This window comes from Streptomyces ziwulingensis, from assembly GCF_039542605.1.
In the GTDB taxonomy this organism is placed as follows: Bacteria; Actinomycetota; Actinomycetes; order Streptomycetales; family Streptomycetaceae; genus Streptomyces; species Streptomyces ziwulingensis.
The window spans coordinates 82554-101109 of record NZ_BAABIG010000071.1; the positions used below are offsets into that span (position 1 = coordinate 82554).

Below are 18556 nucleotides of genomic sequence, written 5' to 3' on the forward strand. Positions count from 1 at the left end.
TCCGCTCTCGCGGCGGGCGGCCCACCTCCCGTACCGGTCGCGCGGCGGGCCCGGCGCCGCTTCGGAAGGAACCCGTCCGACCTCCGCGTTGTTTGCCCCGGCGCGAGATCGGCAAGTGCATAATCGCACCAAGCCGGAACCAAGCCCGAGCAAAGCCAGACGAAAGCGGTCGCCCTCTCGGTGACCCACGGGAGGACGACACATGGCGTGGCTGCTGGTCATAGTGGCCGGGTTGCTGGAGACCGGCTTCGCCGTGTGCCTGAAGCTGTCGCACGGCTTCAGCAGGCTGTGGCCGACCGTCGCCTTCGCCGTGTTCGCGCTCGGCAGCTTCGGTCTGCTGACCCTCTCGCTGCGCAAGCTCGACGTGGGTCCCGCCTACGCGGTGTGGACCGGCATCGGGGCGGCGGGCACCGCGATCTACGGCATGGTCTTCCTCGGCGACCTGGTCTCCGTCCTCAAGCTCGTCTCGATCAGCCTGGTCATCCTCGGCGTGATCGGCCTCCAGATCTCCGGCTCGGCCCACTGACCCCGGGCCGTCACGGCGTCAACCGCCGAGGCAGGCAGGCTTGTACGAGAGCGGCGACGCCTCCCTCGCCGGGCGGCGCGGCGACGCAGGACAGGGCGAGGCGGACGGCGAGTTCGCAGGTGCGGGAGAGTTCGGCGACCTCCGCGCGCGGGGTGCCGGGCCCGGCCAGGGACGCCACGGCCCGGTCCCGGACCAGCGTCACGAAGTCGCCGGGCGAGGGCAGTGGGCCGTCCGCCCGGCGCTGGGCCGGCACCGCGGAGGTGGACGCCACCGCCGCCAGCGCCGGGGCCGGCAGCCGCGCGCTCCAGCAGCCGGTGAGCAGGGCCCGTACCAGCGCGTTGCCGTGCGCCGCCGACGCGGACCACTCGGCGGTCGCGGTGAGCCGCTCGCGGGGCTCGGCCGCCGCGGCGAGGGCGCGTTCGACGCCGGCGAGGTACCCGTCGGCCTCCCGGCGCACCAGCGCCCGCGCGAGCCCCTCCTTACCGCCGAACTCGTTGTACAGCGTCTGCCGGGACACTCCGGCGGCCGCCGCCACGTCCACCATCCGCACCGCCGACCACGGCCGGCGCGTCAGCGCCGCGTAGGCGGCGTCGAGCAGGGAGTCCCGCGCTGCAGGCATCATCGCCTCCCTCAAGGCGAGCGTCTGCGCTCAGATTTGACGCGCCCGGACACCCTGTCAAGGGGTGCCGTCCCCGCCGCCCGCCCGGCGCGGCGCACCGGCCCCGCCGCCCCGTGTGGCCGCGCACCGACCGCGGCGGCTACGGTGGCCGCATGCCGGACTACCTCGACGACCTGCGTCTCGCCCACGTCCTCGCGGACGCCGCCGACGCGGCGACCATGGACCGCTTCAAGGCTCTTGACCTGAAGGTCGAGACCAAGCCGGACATGACCCCGGTGAGCGAGGCGGACAAGACGGCCGAGGAGCGGATCCGCAACCACCTCCAGCGCGCCCGCCCCCGTGACGCGGTCCTCGGCGAGGAGTACGGCGTGGCGGGCACCGGCCCGCGCCGCTGGGTGATCGACCCGATCGACGGCACCAAGAACTACGTCCGGGGCGTGCCCGTCTGGGCCACCCTGATCTCGCTGATGGAGGCGGGCGAGGGCGGGTTCCGGCCGGTCGTCGGCGTGGTCTCCGCGCCGGCCCTCAACCGCCGCTGGTGGGCGGCGGAGGGCAACGGCGCCTTCTCCGGCCGCAGCCTGACCTCCGCCTCCAGGCTGCACGTCTCCCGGGTCTCGCGGCTCGCCGACGCCTCCTTCGCGTACTCCTCGCTCACCGGCTGGGAGGAGCAGGGCCGGCTGAACGGCTTCCTGGACCTGACCCGCTCGGTGTGGCGCACCCGCGCCTACGGTGACTTCTGGCCGTACATGATGGTCGCCGAGGGCACGGTCGACCTGTGCGCCGAACCGGAGCTGTCGCTGTGGGACATGGCGGCCACCTCGATCGTGGTCACCGAGGCCGGGGGCTCCTTCACCGGCCTGGACGGCCGGCCCGGTCCGCACAGCGGCAACGCGGCCGCCTCGAACGGCCTGCTCCACGACGAACTGCTCGACCACGTCGGCGACCGCCGCTGAGGCAGGCCCCCGGGGCCTGCCGGTCGGATCACGACAGTCCCCGGCCGGTCCCGACCGGCCCCTTGTTGACCCGCTCTTTGCCTGCCACTCTGAGAGTCCCCCCACTTGTGCGCTTGTGAATCCATGAACTACCGCATGGATCACTCCAGGAGGTGGCTCCACCCATGCTGGTCCGCGACGCCATGAGCACGGTCGTCCTCACCATCGGCCCCGACCACACCCTGCGGCAGGCCGCCGCCCTGATGGCCGCCCGGCGCGTCGGCGCGGCCGTCGTGCACGATCCCGACGCCGACGGCACCGGAATCCTCACCGAACGCGACATCCTGGTCTCCGTCGGCCTCGGCCAGGACCCGAACGCCGAGCACACCCACGCCCACACCACCAACAACGTCGTGTTCGCGGCGCCCTCGTGGACCCTGGAGCAGGCGGCCCAGGCGATGGCGCACGGCGGGTTCCGCCACCTCATCGTCCTCGACGGCGGCGAACCCGTCGGCATCGTCTCGGTCCGCGACCTCATCCGCTGCTGGGCACCGGCCCGGCAGCCGGCCCCCGCACCCGTCTGACCGCGCGAAACGGGCCGGTCCCCTCGGTGTACGAGGGGACCGGCCCGCCGCCGCGACAAGCGGTCCAGTGCTGTCAGCCGCGCAGGGCCTGGACCGCGGCCTCCAGCCGCTTGCCGAAGTCGCCGTCCGCCTGACGGAAGTTGTTGATCGCGCGCTCTGCGATGTCCTCGCGCGAAACCTGGGAGATGCCGCCGGCCAGGTTGGCGATCAGGCGCTCCTTCTCCTCCTCCGTCATCAGCCGGTAGAGGTTGCCCGCCTGGACGAAGTCGTTGTCCTCGGTGTGCACCGGCGCCTCGGTGTCGCCGGTGACCCCGGTGACCGCGACCGGCTGCCACAGCGCCCGGTCCGTCTGGAACGGACCGCCGAAGCTGTTCGGCTCGTAGTTCTTCGCGCCCTTGTGGCGGCCGTCGTACAGCAGGCCGTCCCGGGAGTGGGTGCGCGCCTCGGTGGCGTGCGGGCGGTTCACCGGCAGGTGGTCGGCGTTGATGCCGACGCGGTAGCGGTGGGCGTCGCCGTAGGCGAAGAGGCGGCCCTGGAGCATCTTGTCCGGGGAGGGGCCGATGCCGGGCACGAAGTGCGCCGGGGAGAAGACCGACTGCTCGACCTCGGCGAAGACGTTCTCCGGGTTGCGGTTCAGCTCCAGCTTGCCGAACTCGATGACCGGGTAGTCCGCGTGCGGCCAGACCTTGGTCAGGTCGAACGGGTTGAAGCGGTACGTCGCCGCCTCGGCCACCGGCATGATCTGCACGCCGACCGTCCAGGACGGGTACTCGCCGCGCTCGATGGCCTCCCGCAGGTCGCGCTGGTGGGAGTCGGGGTCCTTGCCCGCGACGACCTCGGCCTCAGCGGCGGTCAGGTTCTTGATGCCCTGGTCCGTCTTGAAGTGGTACTTCACCCAGAAGGCCTGGCCGGCCTCGTTGTTCCACTGGTAGGTGTGCGAACCGAAGCCGTCCATGTGCCGGTACGAGGCCGGGATGCCCCGGTCGCCGTGCAGCCAGGTCACCTGGTGGGTCGACTCCGGCGACAGGCTCCAGAAGTCCCAGACGTTGTCCGCCTCCTGGCTGCCCGTGTACGGGTCGCGCTTCTGGGTGTGGATGAAGTCGGGGAACTTGATGGCGTCCTTGATGAAGAACACCGGGGTGTTGTTGCCGACGAGGTCGTAGTTGCCCTCTTCGGTGTAGAACTTCAGCGAGAAGCCGCGCGGGTCGCGGACGGCGTCCGGCGAGCCCAGGTTGCCGGCCACGGTGGAGAAGCGGAGGAAGGTCTCCGTCTCCTTGCCGACCTCGGAGAGGAAGGCGGCCCTCGTGTACTCGGTGACGTCGGCGGTGACCGTGAAGGTGCCGTAGGCACCCGCGCCGCGGGCGTGCACGACACGCTCCGGGATGCGCTCGCGGTTGAAATGGGCCAGCTTCTCCAGGAGGAGCTGGTCCTGGACGAGCACCGGGCCGCCGGCCCCCGCGGTCTCGCTGTTCTGATTGTCGGCTACCGGAGCACCGGTCTCCGTCGTGAGCGGTCCCTGAGTCACGTGGGCCTCCTGCGCCATAACTTGCTGTTCCTGTCCCTTGGCCGAAGCCGTAACCGATCCTACAATGGACATTGTCTAAGTCAAGTAAGGCTCCAAAGTCACACTCATTCGGGACTCGTTCCCCTTGCTGTTAGGCTGGTTCGTATGAGCGACCTTCTGGAACGGCTGCGCGAACGCGGATGGCGGATGACCGCGCAGCGACGCGTCGTGGCCGAGGTGCTCGACGGTGAACACGTCCATCTGACCGCCGACGAGGTGCACGCGAGGGCGGTCGGCAAGCTGCCGGAGATCTCCCGGGCCACCGTCTACAACACCCTGGGCGAGATGGTCACGTTGGGCGAGGTGCTTGAGGTGGCGACGGACAAGCGCGCCAAGCGCTACGACCCGAACGCGCACCGTCCGCACCACCACCTGGTCTGCGCCCAGTGCGGCACGATCCGTGACGTGCATCCGGCGGGGAACCCGCTGGCCGACCTCCCGGACTCGGAGCGCTTCGGCTTCGCGGTCTCGGACGTCGAGGTGACGTACCGCGGCGTCTGCCCGAACTGCGCGACGGCCTGACGACCCGCTCCCCCCCCGGCACGTCCCACGTGCCGGGGTTTCTCATGTCCGGGTGCGCACGGCGGCTCCGGTACGCGCGACAGACAGATCGAGGGCCGGAACCCTTTCGGATTCCGGCCCTCGATCTTCAGTAGCGGGGACAGGATTTGAACCTGCGACCTCTGGGTTATGAGCCCAGCGAGCTACCGAGCTGCTCCACCCCGCGGCGATGAACGCAACATTACGTCAAGGACGCGGAGAGAGGCAAATCAGTGGTCATGGCCGGTCAGGCCGACAGTTCCTCGCGCAGCGCGTCCCGCAGCCGGGCCGCCCGCTTGGCCACCTCGGGGGGGCCGAGGGTGACCGCGCGGTCCGCCCAGCGCTTCCCCTCCGCCAGTTCCCCCCGACGCGCGTAGACGAGGGCGAGGCGGAGCGCCGCCCGCCCATGGCCGGCGTCGGCCGCCCGCGTCCACCAGGCGGCCGCCTCCGGCTCGCTGCCCTCGCGGGCCAGCAGCAGGCCGAGGTTGAACGCGCCGTTGCGGGAGCCCGCCTCGGCCGCCGCGCGGTACCAGCGCGCGGCCTCCGCCATGTCGCCCCGCGCCGCGGCCAGCATGCCGACCCGCACCTGGGCCCGGCGGTGCCCCTGGCCGGCCGCCCGCTCGTACCACTCCTCGCACTCGGTCTTCTCGTGCGCCGTCTCCCCCAGTTCGTGCGCGGGCTCCGGCGGGCGGCGCGCGTCGAGCAGCGTGGCGAGCCGGTAGGCGGCCTCGGCGCTGCCGCCCCCCGCCGCGCAGCGCAGGTACCGCTCGGCGTCCCGCTCGTCGCCGTCCCGCAGCCGGGCCATGCCGACCTGGAGCGCCGCCTCGGTGTGCCCGGCGGCGGCGGCCATCTCGTACCAGCGCAGCGCGGGCTCCTCCTCCCCGCGGCCGGCGTGCAGGATGCCGAGGTTGAAGGCGGCGTCGACGCTGCCCGCCTCGGCGGCCTTGGAGAACCACGGCTCGGCGCCGCTGCGGTCGCCGTTCTGGAGCAGCAGGATCGCCAGCGCGTTGGACGCCTCGCGGTGCCCGGCGTAGGCCGCGCGCCGGTACCACTGCTCGGCCCGCGCGGTGCGGCCCTGCTCGGCGCAGAGCAGCCCGAGGTTGTACGCGCCGTTCTCGTCGCCGGCGTCCATGGCCGCCCGGTACCAGCGCTCGGCGGTCTGGGGTTCACCGCGCTCGGCGTGCAGGGCGCCCAGCGCGTTGGCCGCGTTGCCGTCGCCCTGCTGGGCGGCGCGCAGCCACCACACCGCGGCGCTCTCGCTGTCCCCGGCGTCGCGCAGCAGGAAGCCCAGCGCGCAGGCGGCCCGCGTCTCGCCGTCCTTGGCGGACGTCAGGTACCAGCGGCCCGCCTCCTTCAGTTCGCCGCGCCGCTCCAGGATGGTCCCGAGGTGCAGCGCGGCCCGGCGGTGTCCGCGCGCCGCGGCCTGCCGGTACCACTGCTCGGCCTCGTCCGCCGCGCTCCGGTCGTCGTCCCCGGGCCGGGGGGCACGCCGGTCCAGCGCCCGGGCCAGCCGGTACGCGGCCTCCCGGTGCCCGCGTTCGGCGGCCGCCCGCATCCAGCGCCCGGCCGCCGCGTCCCCGCGGTGCTCCAGCAGGTCGGCGAGGGCGTAGGCGCCGAGGGCGTGTCCCTGTTCGGCGGCCTGGCGCAGCCAGTACTCGGCGGCGGGTTCGTCACCGCGCTCACGGAAGTGGCGGCCCAGCGCGTGCGCCGCCGCGGCGGAGCCGGCGACGGCGGCGATCCGCCACCAGCCGGCCGCCTCGTCGGCGTATCCGCGCTGGTGGAGCAGGACGCCCAGGTTGTTGGCCGCGGCCCGGTCGCCGGCCGCGGTCGCGGCGCGCAGATGGGGCTCGGCTCCGTCGAGATCGCCGCGGCGCAGCAGCATGGACCCGAGGACGCTCATCGCCTCGACGTCCCCGGCCCCGGCCCCGGCGGCGAACCGCCGGCGCACCTCCTCGGCAGCCTCGTCGGCCGCTTCTCCGGCCTCGTCCCCGGCCCTCTCGGGACCGGAAGGCTGCACAAACCGCCCCGTCTCGAACAGAGTTGCCATGTCCCCCATAACGTCCATCGTCGCACCACCCGCAACCTGGGTACACCCGGCACACCGCAGTCAGTGAGGTCACTTCAGCGTTTTGTCGACATGCCCACAGAGAGACAAGTCAAACACGGATCGCCCAACTCCCGTGGCCGACAGGGCAGTCCACACCCGTCGGAACATGTGTGCGCACATCACAAAGGCCCGGATCCCTGGGGGATCCGGGCCTTCGCTGTCGCTTGCACGATGTGCATCGACTTCAGTAGCGGGGACAGGATTTGAACCTGCGACCTCTGGGTTATGAGCCCAGCGAGCTACCGAGCTGCTCCACCCCGCGCCGTTGTGTTCACAACCGTATCACGGCGCGGGGTGGGTGCTTCACGCCCTGGTCAGCCGCTGTCCGAGCCGCCGCTGCCGGGGCTGCCGCTCGGAGCGGGGCTCGGGTCGCTCTTGCCGCCCCCGTTCTTGTCGTCGCCGCTCGCCGCCTCGGCCTGGGCGTCCTCGGCCCGGCTCAGCGCGTCCTCCAGGTCCTTCTGCGCCTCGCCGTACGCCGTCCAGTCGTTCTCCTTCAGGGCCTTCTGGCCGGCGTCGAAGGCTTCCTGGGCGTCGTCGAGCGCTTCCTGGACCGTGGGGTCGCTGGACGTCGGTGGCGGATCGCCGGTGTCGTCGCCCTCGTCGGGCGGCTCCGGGGTGGTGGCTCCCTCGTCCCCGAAGACCTTGTTGAGGGCTTCGTCCAGGGTGTCCTCGAAGGCCGTCTGGCCTCCGTAGGTGACCAGCACCTTGCGCAGCAGCGGATACTTCAGTCCGCCGCCGCGCACATAGACCGGCTCCACGTAGAGCAGCCCGCCGTCGAGCGGCACGGTCAGCAGGTTGCCGTACTCCACCTCCGAGTCGCCGCCTCTGAGCAGCCTGATGGACTCGGCGATGTCCTGTTCGGAGTTGAACTGGCTCTGCACCTGTTTGGGACCGTCGACGGTGGTGCTGGTCGGCAGTTTCAGGATTCTGATCTTGCCGTAGCCGTCGGTGCCCGCCTCGGCGTCGACCGCCATGAACGCGCTGAGGTTGTCACGTCCGTTGGGGGTGAGCGTGGTCGTCAGCGAGAACGCCTGCTGCTGCTGGTCGGGCATCTTCATGCTCAGGTAGTACGGCGGCACCGCGTCGCCCGACTTGTTGGTCGGGTCGTCCGGCACCTGCCAGACCTCGCTGCCGCTGAGGAACGTCTCGGCGTCCTTCACGTGGTAGCGGGTGAGCAGCTCGCGCTGGACCTTGAACAGGTCCTGCGGGTAGCGCAGATGCGCCATCAGGTCGCCGGAGATCTTGCTCTTGGACTCCACCGTGCCGGGGAACGCCTTCATCCACGTCTTCAGGACGGGATCCTTGGTGTCCCACTGGTAGAGCTTGACGTCTCCGGTGTACGCGTCGACGGTCGCCTTCACCGAGTTGCGGATGTAGTTGACCTGGTTCTGCTGGGCGACCACCGCGCGGTTGTCGTTGACCGCGGTCAGCGAGTCGGCCGTCGTGTCGCCGAGCGTGGTGCGGGAGGCGTACGGATAGCCGTTGGTGGTGGTGTACGCGTCCACGATCCACTGGATCTGGCCGTCCACCACCGCCGGATAGGCGTCGCCGTCGATGGTCAGCCACGGGGCGACCGCCTCGACGCGGTCCTTGGGAGTGCGATTGTACAGGATGCGCGAACCCTCGCCGATCGCCCCGGAGTACAGGATCTGCGGCTCGTTGAACGCCACCGCGTACGCGGCCCGGTTGACCGGGTTGGAGAGGTTCACCCCGCTGTCGCCCTTGTAGCTGGTGGTCTTCTCCCCGCTGTCGTCGGAGTAGTCGATCTCCTTCTGGGGACCGCCGACGATCGAGTACGTACCGGTCTTCTCGCCGTAGTAGATCCGCTGTTCGTACCGGGGCAGGTCGCCCTCGGACGGCAGGTTGGACTCGGTGAAGACCGGGCGTCCCTCGGCGTCCACCTCGGTGCCCTTGGCCGCGACGACGCCGTAACCGTGGGTGTAGCGGAAGTGGTTGTTGATCCAGTTCTGCTTGTCGACGCCGGCGAGGTTCAGCTCGCGCAGGCCGATGACGGTGTCCTGGTCCGCGCCGTCCTCGGCGGTGTAGCGGTCGACGTCCAGGTTGTTCGGGAAGGCGTAGTACTTACGCATCTGCTGGAGCTGCTGGAACGTCGGCGAGACGATGTTCGGGTCCATGATCCGGACCGAGGCGGCGTCGCCGACGTCGTCCCGCAGCTTGGTCAGGTCCTTGGTGTCGCTCTTGCCGTCGTAGTCGGTGACCTGGGTGCCGTCGATGCCGTAGGCGTCCCGGGTGGCCGCGAGGTTCTTCTCGACGTACGGGGCTTCCTTGGCCTGCTCGTTCGGCTGGACCTGGAACTTCTGCACGATGGCCGGGTAGAGGCCGCCGATCAGGATCGCGGAGAGCACCATCAGGCCGAAGCCGATCAGGGGAAGCTGCCAGGTGCGCCGCCAGATGGTGGCGAAGAACAGCAGCGCGCAGATGACCGCGATGCAGAACAGGATCGTCTTGGCGGGCAGGTAGGCGTTGGCGTCGACGTACCGCAGGCCGGTCCAGTTGTCCGTGGCCTTGAAGTCGCTGGACTTCACCGCCAGTCCGTAGCGGTCCAGCCAGTAGGCGACCGCCTTGAACGCGACGAAGACACCGATCAGCACCGACAGATGGCCGGTGGCCGCGGACGTGGCCCGCGCGCCGGGGCTGGTGACGCGCAGCCCGCCGTACAGGTAGTGGGTGAGCGCGGCGGCGATCACCGAGAGGATCACGGCGGCGAAGCCGAAGCCGAGCAGGAACCGGTACCAGGGCAGGTCGAAGGCGTAGAAGGCGACGTCCAGCTTGAACTGCGGGTCCTTCTGGCCGAAGGACACGCCGTTGACCCACATCAGCCAGGTCCGCCACTGGCCGGACGCCGAGGCGCCGGCGATCAGGCCCACCAGGGCGGTGATGCCGAGCAGCAGCCACTTCTTGTAGGGCGCGATGCCCATCCGGTAGCGGTCGAGGTTCTGCTGCTCCATCGACATCGCGCTCAGCGGCGGCCGCATGCGGTGGGCCAGCCAGATGTTGAACCCGACGGCGAGCGCCATCAGCAGGCCGAAGACGAAGAACAGCCCGATCTTGGTCCACAGGGTTGTCGTGAACACCGACGAGTAGTCGACCGACCGGTACCACAGCCAGTCCGTCCAGAAGCCCGCGAACATGGTGAACGCCATGGCCAGCACGGCCAGCACGCCCAGCGTCATGAGCAGGGTCCGGACACGCCGGGACGGGCGGCCCACTCTGATCCGTGGCCCCGTCGGGCCTCCGCCGCGGTCCGGCATCTGGAAAGCCAAGGTGCGCACCTCGAAGTTCGCTGTTGAATCCGTCTGGCCCTCGGGTCCGTGGGCCTCTCGCGCGGGCCCGTACTCCCGGACCCACACTTATGCAACTTACTCATCGTTTACTCGGTTCCCGATTCCGGCCCCGAACGAGAGAGGATTGTGACCATGTCCAACACCCCCATGGCGGCGAGCCCGCTCACCCGGGCCGTGCTCGAGATCGACGAGTACGTCTCCGGCCTCGGCTGGGACCAGCCCGCCCGCTTCTTCGCTCTCGTAGACACCGCACGACTCCAGTCCGAGCAGCCCTCCCTGGCGCGCAAGCTCGGCCTCGACACGGAGGGCGAGTCCGCCGGGCTCACCCCCATCGAGCAGGACGAGGTTCCCGCGGACCGGCCGCTGGACGAGTTCCTCGCCACGATCGCCTGGCCCGACGCGGTGGCCGGCTGCGCGCTCAGCGTGGAGCGCCTGATGCTGCCCCCGTCGGCCGAGGCCCAGGTCCCCGACGGCCTCGACGAGGCCGGGCTGACGGCGTGGGTGGCCGGGCACCCGGACCGCCAGGAGGTGCGGCTGACGGTCGCGGTGCTGCGGGACGGCACCCGGGACTCGGCGCTGCGGCTGCGGGAGAAGGACTCCGTGACGGAGGTCCTGACCGGCTCCGAGCTGGTGCCGGGGCTGGCTCAGGCGCTGACGGCGACGTTCGAGGAGTAGCCCTCCCAAACGCCGCCCGGGACGGCGGCGCGGGCCGCGGCCCGCGCGGTCACCCGGCGGCGCACGTCGGCAGGTCGGCGGTGTCCCCGGCGCGGATGTCCTTCAGCGCGCCGAGGGCGTCGTCGATCGTGCCCACCTTGACCAGGGTGAGTCCGTCGGGGGTGTCCTCGGCGGCGGCCGCGCAGTTGTCGGCGGGCGTCAGGAAGTACTGGGCGCCCTTGTCACGGGCGCCGACGGTCTTCATCTCGATGCCGCCGATCGGGCCGACCTCGCCGGCGTCGTCGATGGTGCCGGTGCCGGCCACGAAGGCGCCGCCGGTCAGGTCGCCCGGGGTGAGCTTGTCGTAGATGCCGAGCGCGAACATCAGACCGGCGCTCGGCCCGCCGACGTCGGCGAGCTTGATGTCGATGGTGAACGGGAAGGTGTGGTCGGTCCCGGCCGAGATCCCGACGACGGCCCGCTTCTCGCCGGTGTCGGCGGAGGCGGTCGTGGTGATCCTGATGTCCTCGGTGCCGGTCGTCCTCCGGTTCTCCTTCTCGGCGGCGGCCTGCTCCTTGGCGGGCACGACCGTGAAGACGACGTCCTCGCCGGGTTTGTGCTCGGTCACCAGCTTCGCGACGTCGGCGGGCTGCTTGACCGCGGTGCCGTCGACCGCCTTGATCACGTCGCCGGCGTGCAGCGTGCCCTCGGCCGGGGAGTCCTTGACGACGGTGGAGACCACCACCCAGGACTGCACGGGGATGTCCAGCTCCTTCAGGGCGGCGACCTTGGCGCTCTCCTGGGACTGGCTGAACTCCTCGGCGTTCTCCTGGGTGGACTGCTCCTCCGTCTTGCCGTCCGGGTAGAGCGTGTCGTGCGGCACGACCTTGTTGTCGTGGGCCAGCCACCCGTACACGGCCTCGACGAGGTTCATCTTGTAGTCGGCGCTGGTGACGCGGACGGTGGTCATGTTCAGGTGGCCGCCGGCCTCGTACGTCTTGCGCCCGGAGATCTGCAGCACCGGCTCGCCGTCGTGGTCACCGAGTGTGTTCACCGTCGGCCCCGGGGACATCTCCGCGTACGGCACGGGGATGAAGACTCCCGCGCACAGGAGCGCGATCAGCATCAGGGTGGAGGCGAGCATCGTCGCGGTGCGGCGTGGCATGTCACGACAGTACGGGACGGGTCTGTCAGCGCTCCGTCAGGGCGGTGCGAGCACGGCCGGTGCCGGGCACGGGCCGGGCGGGCACGTCGCTCAGGTGCGTGAGGAGGTGCGCGGGGGCTTCTCCATGGCTTCCCGGAACCGGGCGTACCCGTCCAGTTCCGGGCCGTCGCCGCGCGCCCTGCGGGTCCGGTGGGCCCAACTGCCCCACAGACCCGCGGCGATCGCGGCCACCAGCGGAATCAGCAACCAGGCGAGAGCCGCCATGCCGACCTCCCAACCCCATGAGCGTCCGCGACTGACTGATCAGCAGATTAACCATTCACAGTGACAACGCTCGTACCGGGGGTGCGGTTACGCAACCGGGGGAAACGACGCGGGTGCGGGCCCGGGGACGCTCAGCAGGCGCCGACCCACTCCTCGGTCCCGTCGGAGAACGTCTGGTGCTTCCAGATCGGCACCTCGTGCTTGAGGTCGTCGATCAGCATCCGGCACGCCTCGAACGCCTCCCCGCGGTGCGGGCAGGACACGGCCACGACGACGGCGAGGTCGCCGACGCCCAGGTCACCCACCCGGTGCACGGCGGCCAGGGCGCGCACCGGGTACCGGGCGACGACCTTCTCGGCGATCCGCCGCATCTCGGCCTCGGCGCTGGGATGGCAGGAGTACCCGAGCTTGTCGACGTCGGCTCCGCCGTCGTGGTCGCGCACCGTTCCCACGAACAGCGCGGTGCCGCCGGCCGCGGTGTCCCCGACGGCCCGGAAGACCTCGTCCAGGGAGAGCGGCGTGTCGCGGACCGCGACCAGCTTCACGGGGTCCTGCGCAACCTGCTCACCTGGGTGGTCGTTCATGGGTGCCATGCCTCCATCGTGCCCCACGGCCGGCCTGCCGAGGAACAGCGTCGCCGCCCGTGCCTCAGATGCGCCGCCGGGCCTTGCGGGCCCGGCGCACCACCGCGGCCGCGCCCAGCAGCGCCACCGTCGCGCCCGCGGCGCCGGCCGCGGTGGCGTCCTTGCGGCCGAGGCGGCGCCCGGCGACCGTGTGCCGCCCGGAGACCTCGGCCAGCAGTTCGGCGAGCACCTCCTCGTTGGTGTACTTCGGCCGCCACCCGGCGTCGTGCAGGCGGCTCCCGCTCACCACCCAGGGGTACATCGTGTAGGCCAGGTCACCGGCCGGGGACGGGGTGAGCCCGATGCGGTGCAGCCGGGCCGCCGCGCCGAGCGCCACGGCGGACGGCAGCTCCATCCGCCGGATCGAGGTGAGTTCCTCGACCTCCTCCTGCTCCAGCCAGCCGTCGCACCCGACGGCGAGTTCCCCGTCGACCTTCTCCAGCGCGGCGTACTCCAGCGCGCCGCACAGGTCGTGGACGTGGCAGAACTGCCAGGCGGGCCTCGACCCGGCCACCACGAGCAGCCGGGGAGATTCGAAGTACCTGGTCAGCGCGGTGTCGGCGCCGCCACCCACCAGGACGGCGGGGCGGACCACGGTGACGTTCAGCCCCGGGTGGGCGCGCGGGGCCCGCCGGGCCAGCCGCTCGATCTCCAGCAGGTCCCCGACGCCGGTGGCCTCGGCCGTGGCCCGCAGCTCGGCGTCCTCCGACAGCGGCAGCTCGTTGTCCGGCAGCGCGCCGTAGACCATCGCGGAGGTGCACAGCACGACCCGGTGCACGCCGGCCGCCGCGGCGGCGGTCAGGACGGTCTGCGTCCCCCGGACGTTGTACGCCGTCCGGGCGGCCGCGTCGGTCTCCAGGTCGAGGTCGAGCGCCAGGTGGACGACCACGTCGGCGCCGCGCAGCTTCTCGGCGATGGCCGGGTCCCGTACGTCCAGGACATGCCACTGGGCCGCCGCGCACTCCCCGCGCCGCTCGTCGATGGCGACGACCTGTCTGACCTCCGCCGACGCGGCGAGCCGCGCGGTGAGCAGGGCGCCGACGCCGGAGGCGGCGCCGGTCACCGCGACGACGGGCCCGCGCGCCGCGGGGCCGGCGGGGCCGGTTGACTGGTTTCGCGCTGCGCGAACCTGCGGATCTGGGGAACTCACCGGGCGTCTCCAGCGGTTGTCTTCAGTACCGTCGCGAGTGACGCGTACGTACCAGGTGGCATCCATCCTGCCGCAGGCCGTCAGTCGGCGAAGCACCGAGGCCCGATCCGCCCAGGGTGTCTACGCTGGGTGGTGAATGTCGGGCAGCCGTGCCGCCGGAGAGAACCGGCGGCCCTACCAGCCGAGGAACCCCGTGAGTGACACCCCATTCGGATTCGGCCTTCCGCCGGAGGAGCCGGACGACGGCGACGAAGGCAAGAAGAAGGACCAGCAGAGCGGTGGTGGTCAGGGACCGGCCAACCCGTTCGGTCTCGGGCTGCCCGGTGGCCCGGGTGGCGCCGGTGCGGACAATCCGTTCGCCGCCATGTTCGGGTCGCTGAACCCCAACGACCTGGGGGCCGCGTTCCAGCAGCTCGGCCAGATGCTCTCCTACGAGGGCGGCCCGGTGAACTGGGACATGGCCAAGCAGATCGCCCGCCAGACCGTGGCCCAGGGCGCCCCGGACGGCACGAAGGACTCGAGCGTCGGCCTCGCCGAGCGCAGCGCCGTCCAGGAGGCCGTCCGCCTGGCCGACCTGTGGCTGGACGACGCGACCGCCCTGCCCTCCGGCGCGGGTACCGCGCTGGCCTGGAGCCGCGCGGAGTGGGTCGAGGCGACCCTGCCCGCCTGGAAGGAACTGGTCGACCCGGTCGCCGAGCGCGTCGGCGCGGCCATGGGCGACGTCCTGCCCGAGGAGATGCAGGCCATGGCCGGCCCGCTGATCGGCATGATGCGCTCCATGGGCGGCGCCATGTTCGGCACCCAGATCGGCCAGGCCGTCGGAGTGCTCGCCGGTGAGGTGGTCGGCTCCTCCGACGTCGGCCTTCCGCTGGGCCCGGCCGGCAAGGCCGCGCTGCTGCCGGCGAACATCGAGACGTTCGGCAAGGACCTGGGCGTGCCGAAGGACGAGGTGCGGCTGTATCTCGCCCTGCGCGAGGCCGCCCACCAGCGTCTGTTCGCCCATGTGCCGTGGCTGCGCTCGCACCTGTTCGGCGCGGTCGACGGCTACGCCCGCGGCATCAAGGTGGACACGGCCAAGCTGGAGGACGTGGTCGGCCAGTTCGACCCGCAGAACCCGGAGCAGTTGCAGGAAGCTCTCCAGCAGGGCATGTTCCAGCCGGAGGACACCCCGCAGCAGAAGGCCGCGCTGGCCCGTCTGGAGACGGCCCTGGCGCTGGTGGAGGGCTGGGTGGACGCGGTGGTGCACGCCGCCGCCAAGCCGCGGCTGTCCTCCGCCGACGCGCTGCGCGAGACGCTGCGCCGCCGCCGCGCCTCGGGCGGACCGGCCGAGCAGACCTTCGCCACGCTGATCGGCCTGGAGCTGCGCCCGCGCCGGCTGCGGGACGCCTCCCGGCTGTGGGCGTCCCTGACGGACGCGCGCGGTGTCGACGGCCGGGACGGCCTGTGGGCCCACCCGGACATGCTGCCGACCGCCACCGACCTGGACGACCCGGACGGTTTCGTCCACCGCGAGCAGCTCGACTTCTCCGAGCTGGACAAGATGCTCGGCGAGGCCGCCGACAAGCCCGACCTGCGTAAGAAGGGCGAGGCCGAGGGCGACGGCACGGAGTGAGCCTGTACGACGACGCGGTCCTCGTGCTGAAGGGGTACGAGGGCCAGGACGAACTGCGCCAGGTCTACCTGGACCATCTGGCGACCCGTCCGGACGGCATGTGGAAGGCGTGCGGCGACGGCCACCTCACGGCGAGCGCCCTGGTGGTCGACCCGCCGCGCGAGCGGGTCCTGCTGACCTTGCACCGCAAGCTGCGCAAGTGGCTGCAGATGGGCGGCCACTGCGAGCCGGGCGATCCGACGCTGGCGGCGTCCGCCCTGCGCGAGGGCACCGAGGAGTCGGGGATCGCGGGCCTGGCCCTGCTGCCCGGTGGGCCGGTGCGGCTGGACCGGCACCACACGCCCTGCGCCTGGCACCTGGACGTCCAGTACGCGGCCGTGGCCCCGCCGGACGCCGTCGAGGCGATCAGCGACGAGTCCCTCGACCTGCGCTGGTTCGGGTACGGGGAGGTGGCGGACGTGGCGGACGCCTCGGTGGTCCGCCTGCTGGCGGCGACCCGCGCCAGGCTCTGAGTCCCCGGGCCGGGTAAGGGGCGACCGCCACGGCGGTCGCCCCTTACCCGGCCCGTCCGGATTCTCTGTGCCCGGCGGCTGTGCTCAGCTCCAGGCGTTGCCCTGGTTCTGGCCGCGGGCCCCTTGCCGGCCCATGCCGAACTGCGCGGCCGCGCCCGAGCCGATCGCGGCGTTCTGCGGCGGCAGCAGCTCGCTGGGCTGGACGAGGGCGAAGCCGCTGCCCATGAAGCTCAGCTCCCAGCCCTCGCCGGTGCTGCCGCGGCGCCGCCACACCCCGGAGGAGTGCGTCTGGGCCTGCATCTGGACGCGCAGCCCGGTGGACCAGGCGACGATCGCGTCGGCATCGCAGTTGACGTACCTGTCGGGCGTCACCCGCATCAGCAGCGGGGCACCCGAGGTCATCAGCGCGACCCGGCCGCTGCCGGTGATGTTGAGCTGGTACTTCCCCGAACCGGAGATGCCGTACAGGCTGTCGACGGCGATGACCTCGTGGTGCAGGGAGGAGTCCATCGCCAGTACGTAGCTGCTGTCGACGGTGAGGCCCTCGTGGTCGACCTCCATCACATGGATGTGCTGCGCGAGGTTGGCGAAGAAGACGGTGCCCTGTCCGTGGCAGCGCATGAGGTCCAGGCCCTCGCCGGTGCGCGCCCGCGAGCGGCGCTGGTTGCCGCCCTGGAACTCGGCGTCGAACTCGACGAGCCCCTGGTAGGCGACCATCGTGCCCTTGCGGGCGAGGATGTCGTCGTGGCCCTCCAGGGTGACGCGGAGCATCTGCTTGTTCTGCAGGCTCCAGCGCTCCTGGGTCTGCTGGTCGTTGTAGGCGAAAATCGGGCTCTGCATGGTGGCGGTACTCCCCCTCAGCCCCGGACCCGGAGACGGTCGGTGCTGTCCTCGCTGGGCTGGACGACGACGATGCCCTGACCGGAGAAGGCCATCTGGTAGGCCTCGCCGCTGCCGCGGCCGATCAGCGACTGCGCCTTGAAGCTGCGCTTGCCCTTCACCTTCAGGTTCGGGGACCAGGCGACGAGCGCGTCAGGGTCGACGTACGTCTCGTCCTCGCCGCCGCCGCAGTCCACGACGATCGGCTTGCCCCGGGAGGTCAGCGCGACCCAGCCCGGCCCGGAGATCTTGGTGTTCCACAGGCCCTGCCCGGCGAACTTCGCCAGGCCCTTGACCCGCTCCACGCCCCAGGTGAGGTGGGCGTCGAAGGCGAGCAGGTTGGTGGCGTTGACCGAGATGCCGTCCCCGTTGAGGTTGATCACGACCACGTCGGCGCCGTAGTCGGCGAGGTAGAGCAGGCCGTCCCCGGAGCACTTCATCAGGGGGGCGCCCTCGCCGGTCATCCAGTCCTTGGCGATCTGCCGGACCGCGGGCGGGTTGGGCTCGTACTGGACGAACCCCTCGTAGGCGATCATCGACCCCACGCGTGCGAACAGGTCGTGCCCGGTCTGCATGGCGACCTTCAGCATGTGGTTGCCGTGGTTCTCCATGCGGGCGGAGACCGGGGCGGGGGCGTGGTCCGCGAGCGGCTGGTTCATGTCGGGCGCTCCCTCAGATCTCGTACGGCTGAACGACGACGAAGCTGCCGGGAGCGGCTCTGAACTGCAGGTTCACGCTCTCGCCGGTGTCGCCGGGGTAGGAGTTGCGGCGCATCCGCACCTGGCTGGAGACGACGACCTGGGCGGCGGCCGACCAGGCGACGACCGCGTGGCAGTCGGCGAAGGTGGTGGGCGTGACCGGCAGGACCACGGGCATGCCGTGGGTCTTCACCACGATGGTGCCGGTGCCCTGGAACTGCATCGTGAACAGCGCGCCGCCGGGGATGCCGTGTCCCTCGATGCGCCGGACCTCGTACCGCAGGCTCTCGTCGAAGGCGAGGACGTTCTCGGCGGAGACACAGAGGGCGTCCCCCTGGAGCTCGATGGGGTGCAGCATCGTGGACTGCTCGGCGAAGAAGACCTGCCCCTTGCCGGTGCAGCGCATGAGCTGCATCTCCTGGCCGGTGGCGTTGCCCGCGACACGGCCGGCGAAGCCCGCGCCCTTGTAGCCGAAGTCGACCTTGCCCTGGTAGAGCACCATGCTGCCCTGCCGGGCTAGCACCGGCTGGTCGCCGAGACCGAGGTCGACGCGGACGAGCTTGCGGTTCTGCTGCGTCCAGCGCTGTCCGGTGGGCGTCTCCCGGTACTTCTGGAGCGCGGCGGCCACGCCGGCGCCCTGCGGTGCGCCCTGGGGGATGCTCTGCGGGACGCCCTGGGGCGGCGTGCCCTGCGGCGGCACCTGGGGCGCGCCGTAGGGGGCCTGCTGGACCGGGGGCTGACCGTAGCCGGGGGGCGGGGCGGGCGGCCCCGGGGGGTGGGGCGCCTGGGGGGCCTGGGGCTGGCCGTAGCCGGGGGGCGGTG

Annotated in this window: 18 protein-coding genes and 2 tRNA genes; 7 read left to right on the plus strand and 13 right to left on the minus strand. The window is 71.6% G+C overall.

The genetic code is table 11. The features are described from left to right. Nucleotides 1–202: 202 nt before the first annotated feature. Nucleotides 203–526: a DMT family transporter gene (locus ABEB00_RS29235; protein ID WP_345623495.1), complete on the plus strand. Its 324-nt coding sequence runs from the start codon at nt 203–205 to the stop codon at nt 524–526. A 10-nt stretch (nt 527–536) separates the two neighbouring features. Here ABEB00_RS29235 and ABEB00_RS29240 read toward each other — a convergent pair whose 3' ends face one another. Next, nucleotides 537–1145 (minus strand): TetR/AcrR family transcriptional regulator, encoded by a 609-nt coding sequence (locus ABEB00_RS29240; protein WP_345623497.1) that lies wholly within the window; start codon nt 1143–1145, stop codon nt 537–539. A 152-nt stretch (nt 1146–1297) separates the two neighbouring features. Here ABEB00_RS29240 and hisN point away from each other — a divergent pair, with 152 nt between their 5' ends. Together hisN and ABEB00_RS29250 are read left to right on the plus strand one after the other, a co-directional pair. Continuing rightward, entirely contained in the window at nt 1298–2098 is an 801-nt protein-coding gene (gene hisN, locus ABEB00_RS29245; RefSeq protein ID WP_345623498.1) for a histidinol-phosphatase, read from the plus strand. A 164-nt stretch (nt 2099–2262) separates the two neighbouring features. Continuing rightward, nucleotides 2263–2661, plus strand: coding sequence for a CBS domain-containing protein (locus ABEB00_RS29250; protein WP_345623499.1), 399 nt, complete (start codon nt 2263–2265; stop codon nt 2659–2661). A 73-nt stretch (nt 2662–2734) separates the two neighbouring features. Here the strand turns inward: ABEB00_RS29250 and ABEB00_RS29255 are convergent, their stop codons facing one another. Beyond that, a complete protein-coding gene (locus ABEB00_RS29255) occupies nt 2735–4186 on the minus strand; it encodes a catalase (RefSeq protein WP_345623500.1) in 1452 nt (483 codons plus the stop codon). A 144-nt stretch (nt 4187–4330) separates the two neighbouring features. Here ABEB00_RS29255 and ABEB00_RS29260 point away from each other — a divergent pair, with 144 nt between their 5' ends. Next, the gene (locus tag ABEB00_RS29260) at nt 4331–4747 is read left to right on the plus strand and encodes a Fur family transcriptional regulator (RefSeq protein ID WP_345623501.1); all 417 of its coding nucleotides are present in this window, start codon (nt 4331–4333) and stop codon (nt 4745–4747) included. A 131-nt stretch (nt 4748–4878) separates the two neighbouring features. Here the strand turns inward: ABEB00_RS29260 and ABEB00_RS29265 are convergent. The 4 genes from ABEB00_RS29265 to ABEB00_RS29280 all read right to left on the minus strand — a co-directional run bounded on the left by ABEB00_RS29265 (nt 4879) and on the right by ABEB00_RS29280 (nt 10144). Then, nucleotides 4879–4952: transfer RNA gene (locus ABEB00_RS29265), tRNA-Met, on the minus strand. Nucleotides 4953–5012: 60 nt separating this feature from the next. Then, nucleotides 5013–6830: a tetratricopeptide repeat protein gene (locus ABEB00_RS29270; RefSeq protein ID WP_345623502.1), complete on the minus strand. Its 1818-nt coding sequence runs from the start codon at nt 6828–6830 to the stop codon at nt 5013–5015. 230 nt (nt 6831–7060) lie between these two features. Then, a tRNA-Met gene (locus tag ABEB00_RS29275) sits at nt 7061–7134 on the minus strand. A 52-nt stretch (nt 7135–7186) separates the two neighbouring features. After that, on the minus strand, nt 7187–10144 hold the full coding sequence (locus tag ABEB00_RS29280) for a UPF0182 family membrane protein (RefSeq protein WP_345623566.1): 2958 nt from the start codon (nt 10142–10144) through the stop codon (nt 7187–7189). A gap of 165 nt (nt 10145–10309) precedes the next feature. On the opposite strand from ABEB00_RS29280, the gene ABEB00_RS29285 reads away from it, so the two are divergent. Beyond that, nucleotides 10310–10852, plus strand: coding sequence for a PPA1309 family protein (locus tag ABEB00_RS29285; protein WP_345623503.1), 543 nt, complete (start codon nt 10310–10312; stop codon nt 10850–10852). Between the two features lie 49 nt (nt 10853–10901). Here the strand turns inward: ABEB00_RS29285 and ABEB00_RS29290 are convergent, their stop codons facing one another. The 4 genes from ABEB00_RS29290 to ABEB00_RS29305 form a co-directional block, all read right to left on the minus strand. Beyond that, nucleotides 10902–11996, minus strand: a complete 1095-nt coding sequence (locus tag ABEB00_RS29290; protein WP_345623505.1) for a YlbL family protein — start codon at nt 11994–11996, stop codon at nt 10902–10904. Nucleotides 11997–12086: 90 nt separating this feature from the next. Then, nucleotides 12087–12260: a hypothetical protein gene (locus ABEB00_RS29295; protein ID WP_345623507.1), complete on the minus strand. Its 174-nt coding sequence runs from the start codon at nt 12258–12260 to the stop codon at nt 12087–12089. Between the two features lie 131 nt (nt 12261–12391). Then, on the minus strand, nt 12392–12853 hold the full coding sequence (locus ABEB00_RS29300; protein ID WP_345623509.1) for a molybdenum cofactor biosynthesis protein MoaE: 462 nt from the start codon (nt 12851–12853) through the stop codon (nt 12392–12394). Between the two features lie 55 nt (nt 12854–12908). Then, nucleotides 12909–14033 carry an SDR family oxidoreductase gene (locus ABEB00_RS29305; protein WP_345623510.1) on the minus strand — a complete coding sequence of 375 codons (1125 nt, stop codon included), beginning with the start codon at nt 14031–14033 and terminating at the stop codon, nt 12909–12911. A gap of 193 nt (nt 14034–14226) precedes the next feature. Here ABEB00_RS29305 and ABEB00_RS29310 point away from each other — a divergent pair, with 193 nt between their 5' ends. Next, on the plus strand, nt 14227–15645 hold the full coding sequence (locus ABEB00_RS29310; RefSeq protein WP_345623511.1) for a zinc-dependent metalloprotease: 1419 nt from the start codon (nt 14227–14229) through the stop codon (nt 15643–15645). Beyond that, nucleotides 15642–16157: an NUDIX hydrolase gene (locus tag ABEB00_RS29315; RefSeq protein ID WP_345623512.1), complete on the plus strand. Its 516-nt coding sequence runs from the start codon at nt 15642–15644 to the stop codon at nt 16155–16157. The genes ABEB00_RS29310 and ABEB00_RS29315 overlap by 4 nt, the downstream gene beginning before the upstream one ends. 84 nt (nt 16158–16241) lie before the next feature. On the opposite strand, the gene ABEB00_RS29320 is transcribed toward ABEB00_RS29315, so the two are convergent. The 3 genes from ABEB00_RS29320 to ABEB00_RS29330 all read right to left on the minus strand — a co-directional run. After that, complete coding sequence (locus ABEB00_RS29320; protein WP_345623513.1) at nt 16242–16997, minus strand: AIM24 family protein; 756 nt, start codon at nt 16995–16997, stop codon at nt 16242–16244. A 17-nt stretch (nt 16998–17014) separates the two neighbouring features. After that, complete coding sequence (locus tag ABEB00_RS29325; RefSeq protein ID WP_345623514.1) at nt 17015–17695, minus strand: AIM24 family protein; 681 nt, start codon at nt 17693–17695, stop codon at nt 17015–17017. Between the two features lie 13 nt (nt 17696–17708). After that, the coding region (locus tag ABEB00_RS29330) for an AIM24 family protein (protein WP_345623516.1) at nt 17709–18556 on the minus strand (848 nt) is incomplete at its 5' end.

Bases quoted from the DNA above. Each gene is read 5' to 3' on its own strand.
- ABEB00_RS29235 (WP_345623495.1), top strand. From the start codon at position 203: ATGGCGTGGCTGCTGGTCATAGTGGCCGGGTTGCTGGAGACCGGCTTC.
- ABEB00_RS29240 (WP_345623497.1), bottom strand. From the start codon at position 1,145: ATGCCTGCAGCGCGGGACTCCCTGCTCGACGCCGCCTACGCGGCGCTG.
- hisN (WP_345623498.1), top strand. From the start codon at position 1,298: ATGCCGGACTACCTCGACGACCTGCGTCTCGCCCACGTCCTCGCGGAC.
- ABEB00_RS29250 (WP_345623499.1), top strand. From the start codon at position 2,263: ATGCTGGTCCGCGACGCCATGAGCACGGTCGTCCTCACCATCGGCCCC.
- ABEB00_RS29260 (WP_345623501.1), top strand. From the start codon at position 4,331: ATGAGCGACCTTCTGGAACGGCTGCGCGAACGCGGATGGCGGATGACC.
- ABEB00_RS29270 (WP_345623502.1), bottom strand. From the start codon at position 6,830: ATGGACGTTATGGGGGACATGGCAACTCTGTTCGAGACGGGGCGGTTT.
- ABEB00_RS29280 (WP_345623566.1), bottom strand. From the start codon at position 10,144: ATGCCGGACCGCGGCGGAGGCCCGACGGGGCCACGGATCAGAGTGGGC.
- ABEB00_RS29285 (WP_345623503.1), top strand. From the start codon at position 10,310: ATGTCCAACACCCCCATGGCGGCGAGCCCGCTCACCCGGGCCGTGCTC.
- ABEB00_RS29290 (WP_345623505.1), bottom strand. From the start codon at position 11,996: ATGCCACGCCGCACCGCGACGATGCTCGCCTCCACCCTGATGCTGATC.
- ABEB00_RS29295 (WP_345623507.1), bottom strand. From the start codon at position 12,260: ATGGCGGCTCTCGCCTGGTTGCTGATTCCGCTGGTGGCCGCGATCGCC.
- ABEB00_RS29300 (WP_345623509.1), bottom strand. From the start codon at position 12,853: ATGGCACCCATGAACGACCACCCAGGTGAGCAGGTTGCGCAGGACCCC.
- ABEB00_RS29320 (WP_345623513.1), bottom strand. From the start codon at position 16,997: ATGCAGAGCCCGATTTTCGCCTACAACGACCAGCAGACCCAGGAGCGC.
- ABEB00_RS29325 (WP_345623514.1), bottom strand. From the start codon at position 17,695: ATGAACCAGCCGCTCGCGGACCACGCCCCCGCCCCGGTCTCCGCCCGC.